At 67.1% G+C, this 19,138-nt stretch carries 18 protein-coding genes; 11 read left to right on the forward strand and 7 right to left on the reverse strand.

Going from position 1 to position 19,138, the window contains the following annotated elements; translation table 11 throughout:
• The first annotated feature begins 191 nt into the window (after window positions 1–191).
• The 9 genes from G6034_RS05845 to G6034_RS05885 all read left to right on the forward strand — a co-directional run bounded on the left by G6034_RS05845 (window position 192) and on the right by G6034_RS05885 (window position 8,242).
• The gene (locus G6034_RS05845; RefSeq protein ID WP_176634160.1) at window positions 192–401 is read left to right on the forward strand and encodes a Flp family type IVb pilin; all 210 of its coding nucleotides are present in this window, start codon (window positions 192–194) and stop codon (window positions 399–401) included.
• Window positions 402–420: 19 nt separating this feature from the next.
• The gene (locus G6034_RS05850) at window positions 421–903 is read left to right on the forward strand and encodes a TadE/TadG family type IV pilus assembly protein (RefSeq protein ID WP_343037947.1); all 483 of its coding nucleotides are present in this window, start codon (window positions 421–423) and stop codon (window positions 901–903) included.
• A gap of 41 nt (window positions 904–944) precedes the next feature.
• Window positions 945–1,832, forward strand: coding sequence for a pilus assembly protein TadG-related protein (locus tag G6034_RS05855; protein ID WP_176634161.1), 888 nt, complete (start codon window positions 945–947; stop codon window positions 1,830–1,832).
• 13 nt (window positions 1,833–1,845) lie between these two features.
• Complete coding sequence (gene cpaB, locus G6034_RS05860) at window positions 1,846–2,601, forward strand: Flp pilus assembly protein CpaB (protein ID WP_176634162.1); 756 nt, start codon at window positions 1,846–1,848, stop codon at window positions 2,599–2,601.
• Window positions 2,598–3,812, forward strand: a complete 1,215-nt coding sequence (locus tag G6034_RS05865) for a CpaE/TadZ family protein (protein WP_176634163.1) — start codon at window positions 2,598–2,600, stop codon at window positions 3,810–3,812. Before cpaB ends, G6034_RS05865 begins: the two co-directional genes overlap by 4 nt.
• Window positions 3,809–5,281, forward strand: a complete 1,473-nt coding sequence (locus G6034_RS05870; protein ID WP_176634164.1) for a TadA family conjugal transfer-associated ATPase — start codon at window positions 3,809–3,811, stop codon at window positions 5,279–5,281. The genes G6034_RS05865 and G6034_RS05870 overlap by 4 nt, the downstream gene beginning before the upstream one ends.
• A 5-nt stretch (window positions 5,282–5,286) precedes the next feature.
• On the forward strand, window positions 5,287–6,300 hold the full coding sequence (locus G6034_RS05875; protein WP_176634165.1) for a type II secretion system F family protein: 1,014 nt from the start codon (window positions 5,287–5,289) through the stop codon (window positions 6,298–6,300).
• 276 nt (window positions 6,301–6,576) lie between these two features.
• A complete protein-coding gene (locus G6034_RS05880; protein WP_343037948.1) occupies window positions 6,577–7,200 on the forward strand; it encodes a type II secretion system F family protein in 624 nt (207 codons plus the stop codon).
• 853 nt (window positions 7,201–8,053) lie between these two features.
• Window positions 8,054–8,242, forward strand: a complete 189-nt coding sequence (locus tag G6034_RS05885) for a hypothetical protein (protein WP_176634167.1) — start codon at window positions 8,054–8,056, stop codon at window positions 8,240–8,242.
• Between the two features lie 6 nt (window positions 8,243–8,248).
• On the opposite strand, the gene G6034_RS05890 is transcribed toward G6034_RS05885, so the two are convergent.
• From G6034_RS05890 to G6034_RS05915, 6 genes are all read right to left on the reverse strand, one after another.
• Window positions 8,249–8,749, reverse strand: coding sequence for a prepilin peptidase (locus G6034_RS05890; RefSeq protein ID WP_176634168.1), 501 nt, complete (start codon window positions 8,747–8,749; stop codon window positions 8,249–8,251).
• A gap of 42 nt (window positions 8,750–8,791) precedes the next feature.
• Complete coding sequence (locus tag G6034_RS05895; protein WP_176634169.1) at window positions 8,792–10,036, reverse strand: L,D-transpeptidase; 1,245 nt, start codon at window positions 10,034–10,036, stop codon at window positions 8,792–8,794.
• Window positions 10,037–10,468: 432 nt separating this feature from the next.
• A complete protein-coding gene (locus G6034_RS05900; protein ID WP_176634170.1) occupies window positions 10,469–11,989 on the reverse strand; it encodes an NYN domain-containing protein in 1,521 nt (506 codons plus the stop codon).
• A 581-nt stretch (window positions 11,990–12,570) separates the two neighbouring features.
• Complete coding sequence (locus tag G6034_RS05905; RefSeq protein WP_176634171.1) at window positions 12,571–13,488, reverse strand: diacylglycerol kinase family protein; 918 nt, start codon at window positions 13,486–13,488, stop codon at window positions 12,571–12,573.
• The gene (locus tag G6034_RS05910) at window positions 13,485–15,056 is read right to left on the reverse strand and encodes a glycerol-3-phosphate dehydrogenase/oxidase (protein WP_176634172.1); all 1,572 of its coding nucleotides are present in this window, start codon (window positions 15,054–15,056) and stop codon (window positions 13,485–13,487) included. Before G6034_RS05910 ends, G6034_RS05905 begins: the two co-directional genes overlap by 4 nt.
• A 2-nt stretch (window positions 15,057–15,058) precedes the next feature.
• On the reverse strand, window positions 15,059–15,721 hold the full coding sequence (locus G6034_RS05915; protein WP_176634173.1) for a TetR/AcrR family transcriptional regulator: 663 nt from the start codon (window positions 15,719–15,721) through the stop codon (window positions 15,059–15,061).
• Window positions 15,722–15,738: 17 nt separating this feature from the next.
• On the opposite strand from G6034_RS05915, the gene G6034_RS05920 reads away from it, so the two are divergent.
• Both G6034_RS05920 and G6034_RS05925 read left to right on the forward strand, forming a co-directional pair.
• Window positions 15,739–17,487, forward strand: coding sequence for an FAD-binding oxidoreductase (locus G6034_RS05920; protein WP_176634174.1), 1,749 nt, complete (start codon window positions 15,739–15,741; stop codon window positions 17,485–17,487).
• On the forward strand, window positions 17,484–18,311 hold the full coding sequence (locus G6034_RS05925) for an SDR family NAD(P)-dependent oxidoreductase (RefSeq protein ID WP_176634175.1): 828 nt from the start codon (window positions 17,484–17,486) through the stop codon (window positions 18,309–18,311). The genes G6034_RS05920 and G6034_RS05925 overlap by 4 nt, the downstream gene beginning before the upstream one ends.
• Here G6034_RS05925 and G6034_RS05930 read toward each other — a convergent pair.
• Window positions 18,295–19,137, reverse strand: a complete 843-nt coding sequence (locus G6034_RS05930) for an MBL fold metallo-hydrolase (protein WP_343037949.1) — start codon at window positions 19,135–19,137, stop codon at window positions 18,295–18,297. The genes G6034_RS05925 and G6034_RS05930 overlap by 17 nt on opposite strands.
• Window position 19,138: the final 1 nt, after the last annotated feature.

Here is a 19,138-nt window from a genome sequence, read left to right on the forward strand (position 1 = left end):
CTCCACAATCTCCCCGCCCCGCCTATCCCCGAAGATGGAACATGGAAGTGAAGAGGAAGGAAAATAAAAACACAAATATTCATGTAACTCGGTATTCAACTTGATCGTTTCCCGTGTTACATTTGTCACAGAGTACCAGCGCTGGGCTGCTACTCTTCACTTTTACTCTTCACTTTTCAGGAGCAACCCCCATGGTCTCGATCTTTGCCACCCTCCACACCCTTGGCTTCAACCTGCAGCAGCGCCTGCGCCGCGGGGAAACCGGAGCGACCGCCGTTGAGTATGCCCTGCTCGTCGGCCTGATCGCCGTCGTCCTCGTCGCCGGCATCACCCTCTTCGGCCCTGCCCTGAGCACCTTCTTCGGCGGACTCGCGGCCAAAACCTTCAACGCACCTGCCTGACAGAATTGCCGGTTCCGGGGTGAATCGTCTCTGGAATGTCGATCCGGTGCGGGGCGCCGCCGCGCCCCGCACCAGGTTGCGGGTGGCCTTGGACCGCCTGTGCAAGTCGGAGAAGGGCGCGGCGGCGGTGGAGTTCGCCCTCGTCGTTCCCGTCCTGTTGCTGCTGTTGTTCGGCATCATCGAATTCGGACGCGTTTACAATACGCAGATCGAACTAACCGGAGCCGCCCGTGAAGGCGCCCGGGTGATGGCAATCCAAAACAATTCCACGGCAGCCAAGGCAGCAGCCCGTGCCGGGGCTCCGTCGCTGAATCCTGCCCTGACGGATGCGCAGATCTCGGTGCTGACGAATGGGGCGGATCCGTCCTCCTGCCTTAACACAATCGGGACGCCGAACCTGACTGTCACGGTCACGGCCACCTATCCGCTGACGTTCCTCACGGGAATGTTCGGCAACAGCATCACCATCACGGGAAAGAGCGCAATGCAATGCGGAGGATAAGAACACTTCTTCGCCGCCGTCTGCGCCAAGAGCGTGGTGCCGTGGCCATCATTACGGCCCTGTCCATGGTCGTTCTGCTTGGCTGCGCCGCAATGGTCATCGATGCCGGCAGCATCTACTTCGAACGCACCCAACTCCAAACCGGCGCCGACGCCGCAGCCCTGGCCATAGCCCAAAACTGTGCCGCCGGGAACTGCGGAGATCCGAACGCCACCGCGACTGCCCTGGCGGGCCAGAACAACCACACCAGCAGCGCCAGTGGCACCGCTACCCTTGACCTGGCCGCCAACACCGTCACCGTGAACACCGGCACGCTGACCGCGGCTGGGCAGCACGTCCTGACCAACACGTTCGGCGCCATTCTCGGGATTCCTACGAGCACCGTCACGGCCCGGGCCACGGCGAGCTGGGGCAGCCCCGCGGCGGCCACCGTGTTTCCCTTCACCACCCCGCGCTGCATTTATGACCAGACGCCGCCAGGGCAGGTGTTATGGATCACGACTACCAGTTCGTGTACGGATGCCTCCGGAAACGTCGTCCCGGGCGGATTCGGATGGCTCGATCAGAGCAGTCCCTGTGCGGCCGTGGTAGACCTCACCGCCGAGGTGGGCAGCCAGCCCGGTAAAAGCGGGCCCCCCTGTAACATGTCCACGATCGTCAATACGACGATCCTGATTCCCGTCTACGCGGTTGCATCAGGGCAGGGGACGAACGCTACATACTCCATCTCTGGCTTCGCCGCCTTCCATGTCACCGACTGGAGCTGGCCCGGAAGTTACACCCAATCCCCCTCGGCTGCCTGCGACAAATGTACGGGCATCAGGGGCTACTTTAGCCAACTCGTCACCCTTGACAGTGCCCGGCACTGGTCTGTGACCCGGCTCGGCGGGCCCGCCCTAAATGCCTCTTTTGTTTCCCTCAGCCAGTAGGAGCTTCTTTTTCGTGAAAGTCCGGATCTTGGCCGCCGTGGCTGCCGTCCTGTTGGCTGTCATTGGGGTGGCAGTGCTGACAAATTATGTCGCCAACGCGGACCAGCGCGCCCTCAAGGGCGCCCAGGCCGTGCAGGTCTATATTGTCCGCTCCCGCATTCCGGCCGGCACCGCCGCAGATAAGCTGCCCCAGCTCGTCGCCGAACAGGCACTGCCAGCCAACGCCGTCGCCCTCGGTGCCATCAGCAACCTGTCCCAACTGGCCGGAAGGGTACCCTCGACAGACCTTCTCCCAGGTGAACAGTTGCTCAACAGCCGATTCGTCAACCCGGACTCACTCAAGGACAAGAACGCAGGCCAAGTCCCCCTGCCGGACGGGATGCAGGAAGTGACCATCCAGCTTGAACCCCAACGGGTGGTCGGAGGCCAGCTCGCGCCCGGTGACACCGTCGGTGTCCTTTTTTCCTTTGGCCAAGGCCCGGCTGGGGGTCCGGTTGGGCCCGTCACCCATATGGAAATGCAGAAAGTCCTCGTCTTGACAGTCCAGGGTGTCCCGGCGGCCAATGCCCCGTCCACCGGAAACGGGCAGGCCGGCTCCGTGCCTGCCGTCCCTGCAGGCACGGTCCTGGTCACCCTGGCCCGGACCGCACCCGATGTGGAGAAAATCGTCTACGCAGCCGAAAACGGCAAGATCTGGCTCAGCCGGGAACCATCAACAGCCTCGGAAAACGGAGCCCGGGTATTGAACCGGGACGGCGTCTTCAAATGAGCAGGTATCTGCTGATCACCTCTGACACCGGCTTCGCCCGGCGCCTGGACGCTGCTGCGACAGGCGAACTCGCCGGTGAGATTCACCACTGGAATGACCCTGTTTTCCCCCGACAACCCGAAGTCCTCTTCGCCGGCCAACGCAACACCAGCCGTCCCGAAGTTGTCATTCTGGGCCCCGGCACTGCCATGGAGGAATCCCTGTCCCTGGCCTCAGCCCTGGACCACTCCCACCCCGAGGTCAGCGTCCTGCTGGTCCATCCCGGCGGAGCGGACATCGTGCTGGCCGCCATGCGCGCCGGTATCCGTGATGTCCTTGACCCGGGCGCCGAGGCCACCGATGTCACAGCGCTGCTGCATCGGGCCGTCCGTTCGGCCGCGGACCGGCGTTCGGCCTTTACCGCCTTGCCAGGTACCGCCGATCCGGGCGTGAAGGGCCGGGTTATTTCGGTCCTTTCCCCCAAGGGCGGTGCCGGCAAGACCACTGTGGCCACAAACCTTGCCGTCGGGCTGGCGGCTTCCGCCCCGCATGCGACCGTCCTGGTTGACCTCGACCTTCAATTCGGGGACGTCGCCAATGCGATGCAGATCGCGCCCGAGCAGTCAGTGGCAGAGGCCGTGAGCGGGGCCGCAACCCAGGACACCATGGTCCTCAAGTCGTACCTGAGCCCCCACCCGACGGGTGTTTATGTCCTGTGCGCCCCGGATTCCCCTGCCGCTGAGGCGCAGATAACGGCCGCCAACATCGGCCACCTTCTTGACCAGCTTGCCAGCCAGTACAGTTACGTTGTCATCGATACCGGCGCCGGACTCTCCGACCACACCCTGGCCGCCTTGGACAAATCCACCGACTACGTCTTTGTCGCCGGCATGGACGTGCCCAGTATCCGCGGCCTGCGCAGGGAACTGGACGTTCTCAAGGAACTCGGGATGGTTCCTCCCAGCCGGCACGTCGTCCTTAACGGTGCCGATCCCCGGGACGGGCTGTCCATGCCCGACGTCGAAACGACCCTGGGCCACAAAGCCGACATAGTCATCCCTTTCAGCCGTGCCGCCCGGCTGGCCACCAACCAGGGCACACCACTGCTTCAAGGCACCCCGAAGGACCGGGCAACCAAGGAACTGCGTCGGCTGGTTGAACGTTTCATCCCGGCACCCGCACCGAAACGCAAACGCCTGAGCAAAGCCCGACACAGAAGGGGAATGCCATGAATCTCGCCGAACGCCTGGCCGCCGCCCACGGCACCGCACCCGCCCCGCCCGGCCAGCCCCCGCAGGAACCACAAACACTGGGCCCACCCCCTTCCGAGAGGGCAGTCCCCCCTCCTCCCGCGGACGGTCCTGCCCCTGCGTCCCGGTCAAAGATGAATGCACCGGTTCTCTCTGAACCCCACGACGCCCTGGCGAAACTCAAACAACGCGCCGGTGAAGAGCTTTTTGAACGGATGGGCGCCCGTCTCCTCGATGCCTCCCTGACCGAGGAATCCCTGTACGAAATGGTCCATGAGGAACTGGTCCGGGTGGTCGACGCGGAAGCGATCCTGCTAAGCAGGGACGAACGCAAACGCCTGATCAAGGAAGTGACCGACGATGTCATCGGTTACGGCCCCCTGCAACCCCTACTCGACGACGACGACGTCACCGAAATCATGGTCAACGGACACCAACGCATCTATGCCGAGCACCACGGCAAACTGACCCTGACCGGTGTCCGGTTTGCCTCCGAGGCGCATCTTCGCCGGGTGATTGAAAGGATCGTCTCCAAGGTGGGGCGCCGGATCGATGAGTCGTCACCATTGGTGGACGCTCGGCTCTCCGACGGCTCACGGGTGAACGCGGTCATCCCGCCGCTGGCCGTGCACGGATCCTCACTGACCATCCGTAAGTTCGCCACCGATCCGTTCCAGGTCAACGATCTGATCGATTTCGGTACCCTCTCCCCCGAAATGGCCGAACTGCTCGACGCCTGCGTCAAAGGCCGGCTGAACATCATTGTTTCTGGTGGCACCGGCACCGGGAAGACCACGCTTCTGAACGTGCTCTCCTCCTTCATCCCCGCAGACGAGCGCATCGTCACCATCGAAGACGCCGTGGAGCTGCAACTACAGCAGGACCACGTCGTCACCCTGGAAAGCCGCCCGAGCAACATTGAAGGCAAGGGCGAGATCACCATCCGGGACCTGGTCCGCAACTCCCTGCGAATGCGGCCGGATAGGATCGTGGTCGGAGAGTGCCGCGGAGGGGAAAGCCTGGACATGCTCCAGGCCATGAACACCGGCCACGACGGATCCCTGTCCACCGTGCACGCCAACTCGCCGAGGGACGCCATTTCCCGGCTGGAGACCCTCGTGCTGATGGCCGGGATGGACCTGCCGCTGCGCGCGGTGCGGGAACAGATTGCCTCCGCCGTGGACGTGATCGTCCAGCTAACCCGGCTGCGCGACGGCACGCGTCGGGTCACCCATGTCACCGAGGTCCAGGGCATGGAGGGAGAGATCGTGACCCTGCAGGATACGTTTGTGTTCGACTACAGCGCCGGACTGGACCACAACGGCCGGTTCTTGGGCAAACCCATACCCACCGGGGTGCGTCCGCGCTTCACCGACCGCTTTGAGGAACTCGGCATCGAACTCTCGCCCCAAGTATTTGGCGGCGCGGCTTCCACTCCGGGTCGGTGGTGAGAGGGATGCTTGGTGCAGGCACCACCAGCACGGATTTCCTTCCCCTGGAGGGCCAGGGCGTCACCGCGACGGGCCCGGCCGCGGATTCCCCGATCCTGCTAATCCTCGGGCTGCTGCTGTGCTGCGCCGCGCTGGCCGCCGTTTACCTGGCCATTTTTCCGCCATGTGCGAAAATCTCCCTCCAGCGGACGGTTTCCCCCTCGCAACAGCCCTCCGTTCTGGCCGGGTTCACCGCTACTGCCACGCGGGTCATTGAAAACCTACTGACCCAGATCCGTGGGGCACCTGCCCTCTCAGCCGCGTTGGAAGCCGCCGGACTCCGGTTAAAGCCAGCCGAGTTCATCATTATCGTGGCCTCGTCCACCGTTGTCGTTGCAGGGGTCCTCCTCCCCATCGGCGGGCCGCTGACGGCGCTGTTCATCGTCGCGACAGGGGGCTTCGGCGCAAAATTTCTCCTCGGCTACCTTGCCGGGCGCCGACGTGCCTCTTTCAACGACCAGCTCGACGACTCCCTTCAACTCATGGCCAGCGGCCTTCGGGCCGGGCACAGCCTGTTGCGCGCCATTGATGCGCTGTCCGCTGAAGCGGAAACCCCGACGTCGGAGGAATTCGCCCGTATCATCAATGAAACCCGCCTCGGCCGTGACGTGGGCCAAGCCCTGGACGCCACGGCCGAACGCATGAAGAGCGAAGACTTCCTCTGGGTGGCCCAGGCCATTGCCATCCACCGGGAGGTCGGAGGGAACCTCGCCGAAGTCCTCGACCAGGTCGGCCAAACCATCCGTGAACGCAACCAGATCCGGCGCCAGATCCAAACGCTCAGCGCCGAGGGCCGCATCTCGGCCCTCGTTTTGATGATCCTGCCCTTCGGACTCGGCGGCATCCTTGTCCTGATCACCCCCGGCTACCTCACCCCCCTCTTCGACGGGCCCATCGGCTACGCCATGGTCGCAACGGCTGCCATCCTTCTGGTCGCCGGCGGGCTTTGGCTGCGCAAAGTGATCAGTTTCAAATTCTGACCGGAGAATGAACCCATGTCCCTGACCATCGTCCTGGCCATCGTGGCCACCGCCCTGGCACTACCCGTCCTGGGCTGGTCAATCCTCTCCCCCAGGTTCTACCGTGACCCTGCAGCCCATCGGAACCTTTCCCGGGGACTCCTGCCATCCCCGGCAACGGTAGAAACTGACCGGGGACATCCCTTCGCCGATCTGGCCAGACGATTTACTCCCGGCAGTTTCATCGCCCGGCTGGACAGGCTCCTCGTTCGTGCGGGAAGACCCCCGGCATGGCCCATGAAGAAGGTCCTCTCCACGAAATTCCTCCTCGCCGTGGCAGCCGCCTGCCTCGGTATCCTCTACGCGGCGGGCTCCGCTGGGGCGGGCCGTTACCTGTTGGCCGCCGCCGCCATCACGCTCTGCTACTTCGTGCCGGACCTGCTTCTCTACAGCCAAGGTACAGAGCGGCAGGCCGCGATCGCCAAAGGCCTTGCGGACACACTGGATCAAATGACGATCGCTGTTGAAGCCGGGTTGGGATTTGAAGCGGCCATGTCCAGAGCCGCCTACAACGGCAAAGGCCCCTTGGCCGAGGAACTCGTCCGGACCCTCCAAGACATGCAGGTTGGCCGGTCCCGCCGGGAAGCCTACACCGACCTCGCCGCACGGACCAGCGTCACCGACCTGCGCCGCTTTGTGCGGTCCATCATCCAAGCCGACATGTACGGCATCTCCATTTCCGGAGTACTACGCACCCAAGCCGCAGAAATGCGGCTCAAGCGCCGACAACGCGCCGAAGAAAAAGCCATGCAGATCCCCGTCAAGGTTCTCTTCCCCCTCATGTTCTGCATCCTGCCAGTCCTCTTCATCGTCATGCTCGGCCCGGCGGCCATCGGCGTCATCAACACCTTCGTCAAATGAACACCGCCACAACAGCTTGGACTACCGCCCCACCCTGGATCCTCCTGCCCACCAAATTGGCCGGACGGGGCATCGGCATCTGGATCCGTCAACCAGTCAAAGACTAAAACCTGACCCGCACTCCATGAACCGCTGACCGCGCTCGTATTCGCCCTGCTTCCCTGGCGCCTTGGATTCACCCCACAACTGCTGGCCTACCTGTTATGCGCAGCAATCGACGTCCCCCTGGCAGCCTTCGACCTTCACCACCGTCTCCTGCCCAACCCACTAGTCGCCCCCGGACCCGGGACCACCGCGTCCTTACTCATCGGCGCCTGCACCCTGGGTACCGGATGGGATCCCCTGCTGCGGGCCGCCCGTGGCACCCTGGCGCTGTCTAGCGCTTATCTGGCCCTGGCCATCATCAGCCCCCAGAAAACTTGACGAATGCCCCGGTTGCCGGCGCGAGTGTGACAGTCGGCAAAATCGCTGATGGTTGGGATGGCGAACCAGCGGAGCGCTGAGGGAGTGCCCACGGTTCCATGACCAAACAGCTACATGTTGACAGGGAGCAGAACACCTTGTTTGCAGAGGCCCATGACCCTTCCGGTTTCTCAAGCATCCTGCCCCCATTGGGTTGAACGACACATCGTCGCCGTCATGCCCGGATAAACGCAAGCGGACTGAAAGTTTTAGCCGGCGGAGTTTGACTTTTCGACCCCCGGCGATTACATGACTGGAGGGCCGGGGCTCCCGCCCGGTCGCGGCCCGCAAGGCGATCATCTTCGAGACCGACGGCCAGCCCAATGAACAGAACATCACGGGAATCACGTCGATTGACACACTGGGCGGCATCGGAAGCACCGATGGGGCGGTGGCGTGCAACAAGCTGCTGCAGGTCGCCGACAGTGCCAAGGCCCAGCACGTGCTGATCGTGACGGTCGCGTTTGGGGACGCGACCACCGCCACCTGCGCCGCCGAGGGAGCGGAGCTTGGTCCGATCTTCGTTTCCGCCGTCAACGCCATCAGCCCCAACCAGCACCTGCTGCGGATCCCGGACTGAGCGCCTTCAGCCCACGAGCATGGCGAGCGCGCCGGCGAGCATGAACGGCCCGAACGGGATCTGTGTCTTGCCGGTGCCGCGGCGCAGGATCATGAGCGCAAGCCCCCACAGTGCCCCCAAGAGGAACGCCAGCACAGTCCCCCACAGCACCGCGCCCCAGCTGACAAAGCCCAGGTACAGGCCGAGCACAAAGGCCAGCTTCACGTCTCCGTAACCCATCCCGGCCGGGTACACCAACCTGAGAACCACGTAGGCGGCCCAGAGCACCACACCCCCCAGGACGGTGCGGAAGGCGGCCCCGGCGTCATGCATGAAAAGGCTGGCCAACAGCAGGAGCACCCCGGCAATGGCGGCGGAGGGGAACACGATCCGGTTGGGCAGCAGCTGGTGCCTGATGTCGATGACGGTTAGCCGCCAGGCCATCACCAGGTAGTGGAGGCCGGCAATCAGCACCAGCCAGAAGGCGAGCGGCGCGGTCCCCCAGAGGACGCGCAGAACAGTGATCATAAGCCCGATGTTACGGCACCGGATCCGAGGTGCGGCGGAGGGCTACTTGTTGGCGTACCGGGCGAACGGGATATTCCAGTCTCCGAAGCCGTCCGTGGGCGCGATGGTGTTGGTGGGGTGGCCCGTGCCTACCGTGTGGACGAGGTCGCCGGGCCTCATGTTGTTGAACACCCAGGAGGCGCCCTCGCGGTCCAGGCCGATGCAGCCGTGGGAGAGGTTGACCTTGCCCAGGTACGGGATGGCGACGGGCGCGGCCAGGTGGATGAAGATTCCGCTGTTGGCCAGGCGCGTGGCGTATTCGACCTTGAGCTTGCCGTAGTAGGCGGGGTCCCCGGGCTTGAGGCCGATGGTGGCGGCGTCAAACGTGGCGAAGCGCTGCTTGTCCGCCGTGAGGACCAGGAAGCCGGCTGCGGAGGGGAAGCGCTCGTCGCCCATGGAGGCCAGGAACGTCCGGGCCAGTTTGTCGTTGATGAAGATGTGGACGACCTTGGCCGAGGCGTCTGCCTCCATGACGACCTTGTCGCCGATGTTGATGGTGTTGGTCTTGTTGAAGTTGCCGATTTGGCCGTTGCCGTAGTCGACGCCGAACAGCTTGATGTCAACCTTCAGCGCGGTGTTGGCCGGCCAGTAGCTCGCGGCGCGGTAGCGGGCCATGGTGTCCGAGTACCAGTGGAACGCGCCCTTTTGCCCGGTGGCGGAGGTGATCCTGATGGCCTTCTCGACGGCGTCCTTGTTGGCCACCGGTTCGCTGAAGTGGAATTCGAGCGGCTGGGCCACGCCCACGGTGGAGCCGTTGGCCGGGTACATCCACATGTCGGCCTCATTGGCGGCCGGGACCGTGGAGAAGGTGCTTGCCTGGGTTTCCAGGGTGCCGTTGTCATCCATGGTGGTGACGCTGAACGTGTAGTCGGTGTTGAAGGCCAGCGCGGAGCCGGAGACCCACTTGCGGCCGCCGTCCGAAAGTTCACCGTCCGTGGTGGCGCCGGTTTCGGTTTCCTTCAGGATGGCGCTGTGGATTGTCCCGGCCTGGACCTGGGCCACGACCGGCACGGCCGGGTTGTAGCTCACCGTGCCCTGCTTGGGCTCGAGGGCAAGTTCCACGGGCGTGGCGGGAGGCGTGGTGGGGGCTGCCACCGTGGGTACTGTGGCGCTGGCAGGGTTCTCCGGGAGCCAGGACGTGGCGGTGGCCGCACCGACGCCGCCCGCTCCGATGGCCAGGACAAATGCGGCGACGCCTGCAATCTTCCAGCCTCTGCGCGGCTTCCGGACGGATCCCAACTCCGGCATGCATTCCCCCCCAAATCGGTGGACTAACTCCACTGTGGCAGCACGTGACGTTACACGGCCAATGAGCAATTTTACGGCACGGGGCCGCTGCCGGCGGTTAGGCGGGGCGTTTTGGGGGTTGCGATTGCGTAACCACTGGGACTCAGTGGTCACTCGACCAAGGCAATCCCATGGTCGGTGAACCAGTCAGTTGGCAGCCTCGTCTCAACATTCAGGTTGTCCATGAACGCGCCGGGCTTCTGCCTGACCTGCACCTGCGGCTTTGGCAAGCACACCGTTTTGTTTCGGCGAGAGTGGGCCCTTGATACCCTCCGCCCGTGCAGCGCGGGAATTGTTAGGCAAAGCAGCCATGGTCATCGCCCCTTGTCGCTTTCTCCTCCACGGTACCCCGGTGTGCCATGATGAGATTGGTGCCCTTGTATGATGCCAAATTCAGTAAAGCGCCTCAAGCAAGTCTTCCTCCGTCACCGGCCATTGGATCTCGGCGGCCCGGCGCACGGCGTCGTCAACGACCACCCGGAGGGCTGCGGATTCCGTCACCAGTCCGGGCTTGACAACCATCCGGTCAGCGGCGCCGTCGTCCGTCAGGACACCAACGCGCAACAGGAGGCCGAGGGTCAGCCGGACGGTTTCGGCGGGCACGGCGGGAAGTGCGTCGGCCACGAAGTCAATGAACTCCGCCAGGCCGTAGGGCCGGGGCACGGCCAGGACCACCCGGAGGACGTCCGACAGGACAAGCGGGCCCGGGTAGAGAACGGCGGGCATCCTCTGGCCCAGCACCATGCGAACGAGTTCCGGCGATTTTAGGTCCCGGTCCATGAGGTGCGGCAGAGCGTCGCTGTAGTCCAGGTGATCCACGTGGACCACGGCCAGGGACTTGTCTTCAAAACGCACCACGTGGTAGGCCGTGCCTGAAAGTGCATACTGGAGCACCATGTAGAGCCGCGGGAATCCGGAATCCGCGGACGAATAACTTGGAATGGAGTTCCTGAGCTGCGCTCCAATCTGTGGCAGGCCCACACCACGGGATTCGTGATCCCTGACGGCGAGGCCGAGGTCGCCGTCAGTGAACAATCCACGGACGGCAGCCATGTACTCGTCCCGCGTTTTGATTGCGCGGATCAATGCCGGCGGCTTCGACTTCGATCCATCGGACTTGGGCGCCACAGGCCGGTAGACCGTGAGGCCGCACTGCTTCTCCACAAAACCGGCAAGGTTCCTGGACCCGTACTTCGAGTAGTCCACCAAAGGCCACTTGCTGCGCAATACTGAGCCGAGCGCCGCCGCATTCACCTGCCCGTCAATGAGAACCTGGGAATCCTTCTTGCACAGCTCAATGATGGCGGCCCGGAGGACCGGCGCTGCCGGACTTCCGTTCTCGGATTTAGGCCTTGTCACGATGGACGGCGGGACGACGCTGGTTTCGGGCTCGGTCGCGGAACCGAAGGACTCCGTGGAAACTGCGGCCAGCACGCCGGAGACATCTATCTGGTGATACTCGTCCGCCACCGACTTGAGCAGGGGGTTGACGTCGCCGGCGTTGGCGTCGTTGGTGGACACGACGATTGCGTACTTGTTCAGGTAGTGGAGGCGCCGGATCAGGGGCACGAACCCGCCGTCGCCGCTGACAATGACGAAGACTTCAACCCACGGGGAATCGTGGGCCACTTCAAGGACGTCCACGCACAGTTCAATGTCCGCCGCATTCTTGACGTTCTTGTTGAAGGAAAAGATCTGGACCGGCTCGACGCCGTACTCCAGCATCTCCCGCTGGTAAACCGCCATGTCGGAGCGGCCCCAGTTTGCATAGGCCCGGACGGTGGCGGTTTGCTGACCGATGCCGCTTGAGCGGACGATCTGCTCGATGCCGCGCACCACCTTGCCGATCTGGACGCCGGCAACGTTGCCCGCGTAGCCGCCGAAGAGGTTCTCCATGTCCAAAAAGATGGCCAAATTCCTCCGTGGAGGTGTGCCTTCACCCATGATGCCCCGCCTGTCCCCAATCAATGACCACATTGTCTACTTGCCAGCGTATATGGCTGGACGGGGCCACAGACGGGGCCACAGACGGAGTCACGGGCGGGGAGTTGATGCGCACGGCCCGCGGGGGGCGGGACGGGCGTACGCACGGGCTCGACGCCAGGGCCCACCAAGGTTGTTTTCGAAGAAAACGGATAAAACGCAAAAAACGAACGTGCTGGAACTGAGAATCCAATGACCAGCAACACCGCAACCACAGAAACATTCGTCGACCCAGATGCGCCGGGAACGGGAAGGGTCTACGACTTCATCCAAGCCCGCGCCGGAAAGATTCCGGCGGAGGTGGTGTGCAACGAAGAAATCAAGCGGGTGGACCGCGGCGATGACCAGGACGTGGCTCGAGAAAGGGCTCGCCACCTTGCCGGACAAATGCGCCAATACTCCGCCGACTCGAGTGTCCACACCTGGCAGGGGCTTGAGGGGTCGTTTGGTCTGCCTGGTCCCAATGACGGACATGTGCCGGCAGCAGCCGTCGCGGCCGGCCGGCAGCCCTCTCACCCAAAACCCCCCGACCCCTCCGGCACCAGCACCTGGACCGCCGCGGGCGCGATCCCCACCGTCACCGGCAGCTCGGCCACCCGCTCGCCGTCCGCATAAACGCTCAGGGACTTGTTGGCGCTGATCACCACCGCCGAGCCCCGCGAGAACCTGACGTTTGCCTGGCCCAGGTGCGCACCCCGGTACGACCTCAGGAACACGGCCACCACTGCCAGGATCGACGCCCGGCCCAGCGAGACCACGTCCAGCAGGCCGTCGTCGGCCTTCGCCGCCGGGCAGATCCGCAACCCTCCCCCGTACTGGCCCACGTTCCCCACCGCCACAAACCAGCCCGGAAACGTGGTCTCGAGGCCGTCGACGGAAACCGTGAACGTCACATCCTTCCACTCCCTGAACGCCTTCAGGCCGCCGTACAGGTACACAAACGGCCCCAGGTTCAGCCGCGCGCCGTTGCCGTATTCGTTGGCCAGCCCGTCGAACCCCGCATTGGCAACACCAAAATACGGGCACCCGTTGACCAGCCCCAGGTCGAGCTCGCGCACCACGAGCCGGCCCATGCCCCGCACCGCCTTGACGGGGTCCCGCGGCAGTCCCAGCCGCCGCACCGTGTCGTTCCCCCTCCCGCCCGCCAGGGGAAGCACGACGGCGCCCGACTCCCGCGCCCCTCCTGCCGCGGCCCCGAGGGACCCGTCCCCGCCGAGGACGGCCACCAGGCTACCCGGGGCTGCCGCGCGGGCCCTTGCCGTGGCGTCCGCCAGGGACTCCGTGATGCACACAGTGGGCACAAACCCCGCGGCCCGCAGCGCGTCCGCGGTCCGGGGCAGCAGCCGCAGCGCCCGCCCGCGACCCGACGCCGGGTTGACCAGCAGCAGCGCCTCCCCGCCCGACGGGACCACGCCAATCTCCGCGCTCACTCCGCGGCCCCATCGCCGAGAGTGCCTGCGAGCGCCAGGATTTCCGCGGCCCGCCCGCGTGCCTTGGCCGCGTCGGCGGGCACAAACGCGAGCCGGGTGCGCCGCTCCAGGAGGTCCTCCACCGACACCGCACCCTCGGCACGGACCGCGAACAGCAGCTCGGCGCCCGTGATCCCGGTCCCGTTGAACAGGGGCTCCGCCAGGAGCGGGTCCAGCCGGCCAAGGGCCACCACGTCCGCGGCCTCCGTGCCGTACTTCGCCACCAGCCGGGCTGGCGCGCCAACGGCGTCGAGCTCCCGGGCGGATCCGGCACCCACCAGCGGCAGGACCTTGGTGCGGCACGGGGCGTCCACCCCGAGCCGCGCCGCCGCGGCGTCCACGGCGTCCTGGGCCATCCGCCGGTAGGTGGTCAGCTTCCCGCCCACCACCGTGATGGGCGCCCCGGGCACGTCGCGGACCAGGTGCCGGCGGGAGATGTCGGCGGTGCCCTCGGGGCGGCCGGGCCCGCTGCCGTGCGCGGCCTCCACCAGGGGCCGCAGCCCGGCAAAGGTGCCCACCACGTCGTCGCGCGCCAAGGGCACGGCAAGGGCGGCGTTGACAGTGTCCAGGAGGAAGCCGACGTCGCGCTCGGGAACCGCGGGATGGTGGCCGTCCGCGCCGTGGTCCTCCTCGTCCGTCAACCCGATGTACACGAGTCCGCCGGGCTGCGGCAGCACAAAGACGTAGCGGCCAAAGTGCCCGGGCACGGCAACGGTGTGCGCGGCATGGGGGTTGCCGAGCCGTTCCGCGCGGACCACCAGGTGCGTGCCCCGGCTGGGGATGACCGCCAGCTGCGGCTCGAAGTCGGCGGCCCACACGCCCGCCGCGTTCACCACCACCCGGGCGTCCACCGTGACGGGGGTGCCGGTGCGGGTGTCCACGGCCTCCACGGCGGTGGCCGTCAGGGCGCGGGCCTTCACATCCCGCAGCACGTGGGCGCCCCGGCCGGCGGCGGTCCGCAGCACGCCCAGCACCAGCCGGCAGTCGTCCACCGCCTGCCCGTCCCAGTACAGGATCCCGCGGCGCACCGCCTCCGCGTCGAGGGCAGGCACCAGCGCGGCCACCGCCTGCCTGGTGAGCAGCTGCGGACGCGGCAGCACCCGGCCGCCCAGCCCGGAGAGCCGGCGCAGCACGTCGTAGAGGACGGCGCCGAACCCCTCCGCCGCCGCCTCCCGGGCCGGGGCGCCGCGGATCACCGGAATGACGAACCCCAGCGGGCGGACCAGGTGCGGGGCGATCCGCGCCATCAGCCAGCGCCGCTCCACCGCCGACTCCCAGGCAACCCCGAAGTCCAGCCCGGCCAGGTAGCGCAGCCCGCCGTGGATGAGCTTGGAACTGTAGCCGCTGGTCCCGGAGGCAAAGTCGGCGCCCTCCACGAGCGCCACGCTCAGCCCCCGGCTCACGGCGTCCAGGGCCACGCCGGCGCCCGTGATGCCGCCGCCCACCACGGCCACGTCCACGGTGTGCGCGGCCAGGTGTTCCAGCGAGCGCCGGCGGGTGGCGTCATTGATCCACGTGGGGTTGGCCATGCTCAGTTCCCCCTGGCCCGGGCGGCGCCGTCCGCCATGGCGTCCGACGGCGTGAGGTACCGTTCCAGCATCTTCCCCAGTTCCGCGAGGGCGCCCTCGAACGCACCCGTCTTGCGCAGGACCCGGCAGGAGAGCGCCACCCCCTGGACCGCCAGCAGCAGCGCGGTGGCGGTGCCGTCCGAGACCTCGATGCTGCCGTCGCCGGCGCCGGCGCCGAGCAGTGCGTGCAGCCGCTCCAGGATGAGCTGCTGGCTCGCGCCGAAGCGGTCGGTGACATACGGGATCAGGAATTCGGGGTCCCGCTCGGCAATGGACGCGATCAGCTCCGAAGTGGCGAACACCCGCACGCTCTCCACCGCGAAGCGCACCAGCTGCTCGCGCCCGGTGCCCGCGGCGGCGGTGCTGCCCGCGGCGGCGGTGCCCGCGGGCCCGGCGGCGGTGCCCGCCCCCGCTTCCCCGGCGTAGCGGCGGAACTCCTCGGTGAGCGCCGCCAGCACCGCGTTTTCCACCGAGCCCATCCGGCGGTAGAACGTCATGCGGGAGACGCCGGCCCGCTCGGCAATGTCATTGGCCGTGGTGCGCCGGACGCCGTGGACCACCACCGCGTCCCTCGTGGCCGCCAGCAGCCTTTCGTCGGCGGGCATGCTGGTACGTTGTGACTTCATGTGTCACACTGTATCCCATGGTGACCCACCTCACAGAAGAAATTTCCCGGTCCGTCTGGTACGGCTGGGGAGACCCGGCCCGGGCCCGGCCCCTGAACGCCGGTGCCCTCGAGTTCCTGCGCCGCACGCTCAGGCTGACGGACGTGTCGGCGGCCCACCCGCCCGTGGCCCTCGCGGCCGTCCGGGTGGGCCCCTGCGCGCTGGGCGAGGAGGTCCTCGCGGAACTCCGCGCCATCACCGGTCCCGAGCACGTCTCCACCGGCGCCACGGAGCGCATCCTCCACGCCGGCGGCAAGAGCACCCCGGACCTGCTGCGCCGCCGCAGCGGGGACGCACTCGGCGCCCCGGACGCCGTCGTCCTCCCCGGCGGCAGCGGGGAGGTGGGCGAGGTCCTGGCCCTGTGCGCCCGGCGGAAGCTGGCGGTGGTGCCGTTTGGCGGCGGCACCTCCGTGGTGGGCGGGGTCGAGGCGCTGCGCGGACCGTTCGCCGGCGTGGTCACCCTGGACCTCCGGCGCCTGGACCGGCTGCTGCACGTGGACCCGCTCTCGCGCACCGCCACCTTCGAGGCCGGCATCCGGGGCCCGGCCATCGAGGCGGCGCTGGCGCCGCACGGCTTCACGCTGGGACACTTTCCGCAAAGCCACCAGGAGGCGACGCTGGGAGGCTACGTGGCCACCCGCTCCGCCGGCCAGGCGTCCACGGGCTATGGCCGCTCCGACCAGCTCGTCAAGGCCGTGCACCTCGAGACCCCCGCGGGCCCGTTCGACGCCGGGTCGCTGGCACCCGGCTCGGCCGCCGGGCCGCGGCTGCTGGACGCCGTCGTCGGCAGCGAAGGCACGCTCGGCGTGATCACCCGCGCCACCGTCAAGGTCTCGCCCGCGCCGGCGGACAGGGTGTACGGCGCCTGGTCCTTCCCCACCTTCGAGGCGGGGGCGCAGGCCCTGCGGCGGCTGCGGCACGACGGCGCCCGGGGCGACCTGCCGCATGTCTGCCGGCTGAGCGACACGGATGAAACGGCGTCGACCTTCAAGCTGGGCGGCTGGAAGACCCGCACGCTCTCACGGTACCTCCGGGGCCGGGGCCAAACGACCCCGGCGCTGGCGCTGTTTGTCTGGGAAGGCGGCAGGCGGGAGGCACGGGCCCGCAGGCGGCGCGGCGCGCGGATCCTGCGGCGGGCCGGCGGCATCCCGCTGGGGCCGCTGCCCGGGAAGTCCTGGGAGCACGGGCGGTTCAGCGGTCCCTACCGGCGCGACGAGCTGCTGACCCGCGGCGTCTACGTCGAGACGCTGGAAACGGCAGCCACGTGGGGCCGCCTCGAGGAGACGTACGCGAGCGTGCGCGGCGCCATCCTCGGCGCGCTGCAGGCAAACGGCGGCGCGGCATACGTCCAGACGCACGTCTCGCACGTCTACTCCGACGGCGCCTCCCTGTACTTCACCTTTCTCGCCGGGCTCGAGAAGGACGGGCTGGCGCAAAATGCCCGCGTCAAGGCGGCGGCCTCCTCGGCGATTGTCGAGGCAGGGGCCACCATCACCCACCACCACGCCGTGGGCCTGGACCACGCGCCGTACCTGGCCGCGGAAATTGGGGAGCTGGGCGTCCGGGTGCTGCGCAGCATCAAGGACACGCTGGACCCCGGGGGCATCATGAACCCGGGCAAGCTCATCCCGCCGGAGACGCCAGGCGCCGCCGGGGCGCCGATCCCGGCCGCACCGCCAAGTACCATCACAACGCGGGACACCGCTGACACGGAGGACACACCATGACCATTGCATCCCTCACCGGCACCACCGTCCTGATCACGGGCGCCGCCATGGGCATGGGCAGGATGTACGCCCATCTGGCTGTGGAGGACCACGCCGCCCATGTGGTGCTCTGGGACATCAACGGCGAACTGCTGGAGCAGGCCGCCGCGGAGCTGGAAGGCCGCGGCCCGGAAATCCACCGCCATGTGGTGGACGTCGGCAGCCTGGCGGCGATCGAGGCGGCGGCGGAGAGGGTGCGCGCCGACGTCGGCACGCCGGACATCCTCATCAACAACGCGGGAATTGTCCGCGGCAAGTACTTCTGGGAGCACGAGCAACGCGCCGACATTGCCGCCACCATGGCCATCAACTCCCTCGCCCCGATGCACATCACCCGCGAGTTCCTGCCGGGCATGATCGCCGGCGGGCGCACGTCCCGGATCGTCAACGTGGCCTCGGCCGCCGGGCTGCTCGCCAACCCGCGCATGAGCGTGTACTCCTCCTCCAAGTGGGCAGTGATCGGCTGGAGCGACTCCCTGCGGCTGGAGCTGGCACAGGCGGGCCACCGCCACATCAAGGTGACCACGTTCTGCCCCTCCTACATCAGGACCGGCATGTTCGAGGGCGCGCGCGGGCCGCTGCTGACGCCGCTGCTGGACCCCGGACTTGTGACAAGGCGCGTCTGGCAGGCCATGAAGGAGGGCACGCCGATCCTCATGATGCCGTGGACCGTCAAGCTCAGCACAGCCCTGCGCGGGATCCTGCCCGTCGGCGCCTGGGATGTGGTGGCCGGGCGCGTGTTTGGCGTCTACAAGTCCATGGAGCACTTCACCGGGCGGAAGTAGCGCCCCGCAGGTAGTCCAGCTGCGCCTGCACCGAAAGCTGCGCGGCGCCCTGCAGATTCGCCGGGACATCCCCGTACACCACGGCCGCCACGGCCCCGGCGGAGGGCTCCCCACCCAAATGTTCGACGGCGGCCCTCACCTGGGCGAGCCTCTCCCGCCTGTGTGCCTGGTAGGCGGCGGCGATGGCGGCCAGGTCCGGCAGGACGGGCCCATGGCCCGGCAGCACGGCGACGGGCCGGCCGCCGGCGGTGCCGCCCAGGACACCGCCGCCCAGCACGTGCAGCGTTTCAAGGGAGTCCAGGTAGTCGGCCAGCCGCCCGTCCGGGTAGTCAAGGACGGTGCTTCCCTGGCCCAGCACGGTGTCGCCGGTGAGCACCTGGGAGGTGCCGCCGTCGTGCTTCAGGTCGAGGTCCAACAGGGCGAAACAGACGGAGTCCGAGGTGTGGCCGGGAGTGGCCAGCACCTCGATTTCCACGCCGGCGGCGCGAATGAGCTCGCCGCCGCGCAGGGGTGCGCCGCCGTGGCAAAAGTCCGGGTGGGCGGCGCGGACCGGGGCACCGGTCAGCTCGCGGAGCCGGGCGCTGCCCTCCGTGTGGTCGGCGTGCCGGTGCGTGACGAGAATGAGCTCCACGGTGCCGGCCGCGGCCAGCGCCTCCAGGTGCGCCTCGATCAGCGGGCCCGGATCAACCACCACCACGGGGGCGGGGGAGGCGCTGCCAAAAAAGGCACTCAGCACGTAGCTGTTGGTGCCGTCCAGCGTCATGGGGCCCGGGTTGGCCGCGCGCAGCGTGCGGCTGAGCGGGCCTGTCCGCTGCCAGTCCGCCACG

The organism is Arthrobacter wenxiniae, assembly GCF_013376105.1.
Taxonomy (GTDB): domain Bacteria; phylum Actinomycetota; class Actinomycetes; order Actinomycetales; family Micrococcaceae; genus Specibacter; species Specibacter wenxiniae.

Coding starts and splice junctions, on each gene's coding strand:
- G6034_RS05925 (WP_176634175.1), top strand. CDS start 17,484: ATGACCATTGCATCCCTCACCGGCACCACCGTCCTGATCACGGGCGCC.
- G6034_RS05920 (WP_176634174.1), top strand. CDS start 15,739: ATGGTGACCCACCTCACAGAAGAAATTTCCCGGTCCGTCTGGTACGGC.
- G6034_RS05880 (WP_343037948.1), top strand. CDS start 6,577: ATGAAGAAGGTCCTCTCCACGAAATTCCTCCTCGCCGTGGCAGCCGCC.
- G6034_RS05910 (WP_176634172.1), bottom strand. CDS start 15,056: ATGGCCAACCCCACGTGGATCAATGACGCCACCCGCCGGCGCTCGCTG.
- G6034_RS05890 (WP_176634168.1), bottom strand. CDS start 8,749: ATGATCACTGTTCTGCGCGTCCTCTGGGGGACCGCGCCGCTCGCCTTC.
- G6034_RS05915 (WP_176634173.1), bottom strand. CDS start 15,721: ATGAAGTCACAACGTACCAGCATGCCCGCCGACGAAAGGCTGCTGGCG.
- G6034_RS05845 (WP_176634160.1), top strand. CDS start 192: ATGGTCTCGATCTTTGCCACCCTCCACACCCTTGGCTTCAACCTGCAG.
- G6034_RS05865 (WP_176634163.1), top strand. CDS start 2,598: ATGAGCAGGTATCTGCTGATCACCTCTGACACCGGCTTCGCCCGGCGC.
- G6034_RS05895 (WP_176634169.1), bottom strand. CDS start 10,036: ATGCCGGAGTTGGGATCCGTCCGGAAGCCGCGCAGAGGCTGGAAGATT.
- G6034_RS05870 (WP_176634164.1), top strand. CDS start 3,809: ATGAATCTCGCCGAACGCCTGGCCGCCGCCCACGGCACCGCACCCGCC.
- G6034_RS05875 (WP_176634165.1), top strand. CDS start 5,287: ATGCTTGGTGCAGGCACCACCAGCACGGATTTCCTTCCCCTGGAGGGC.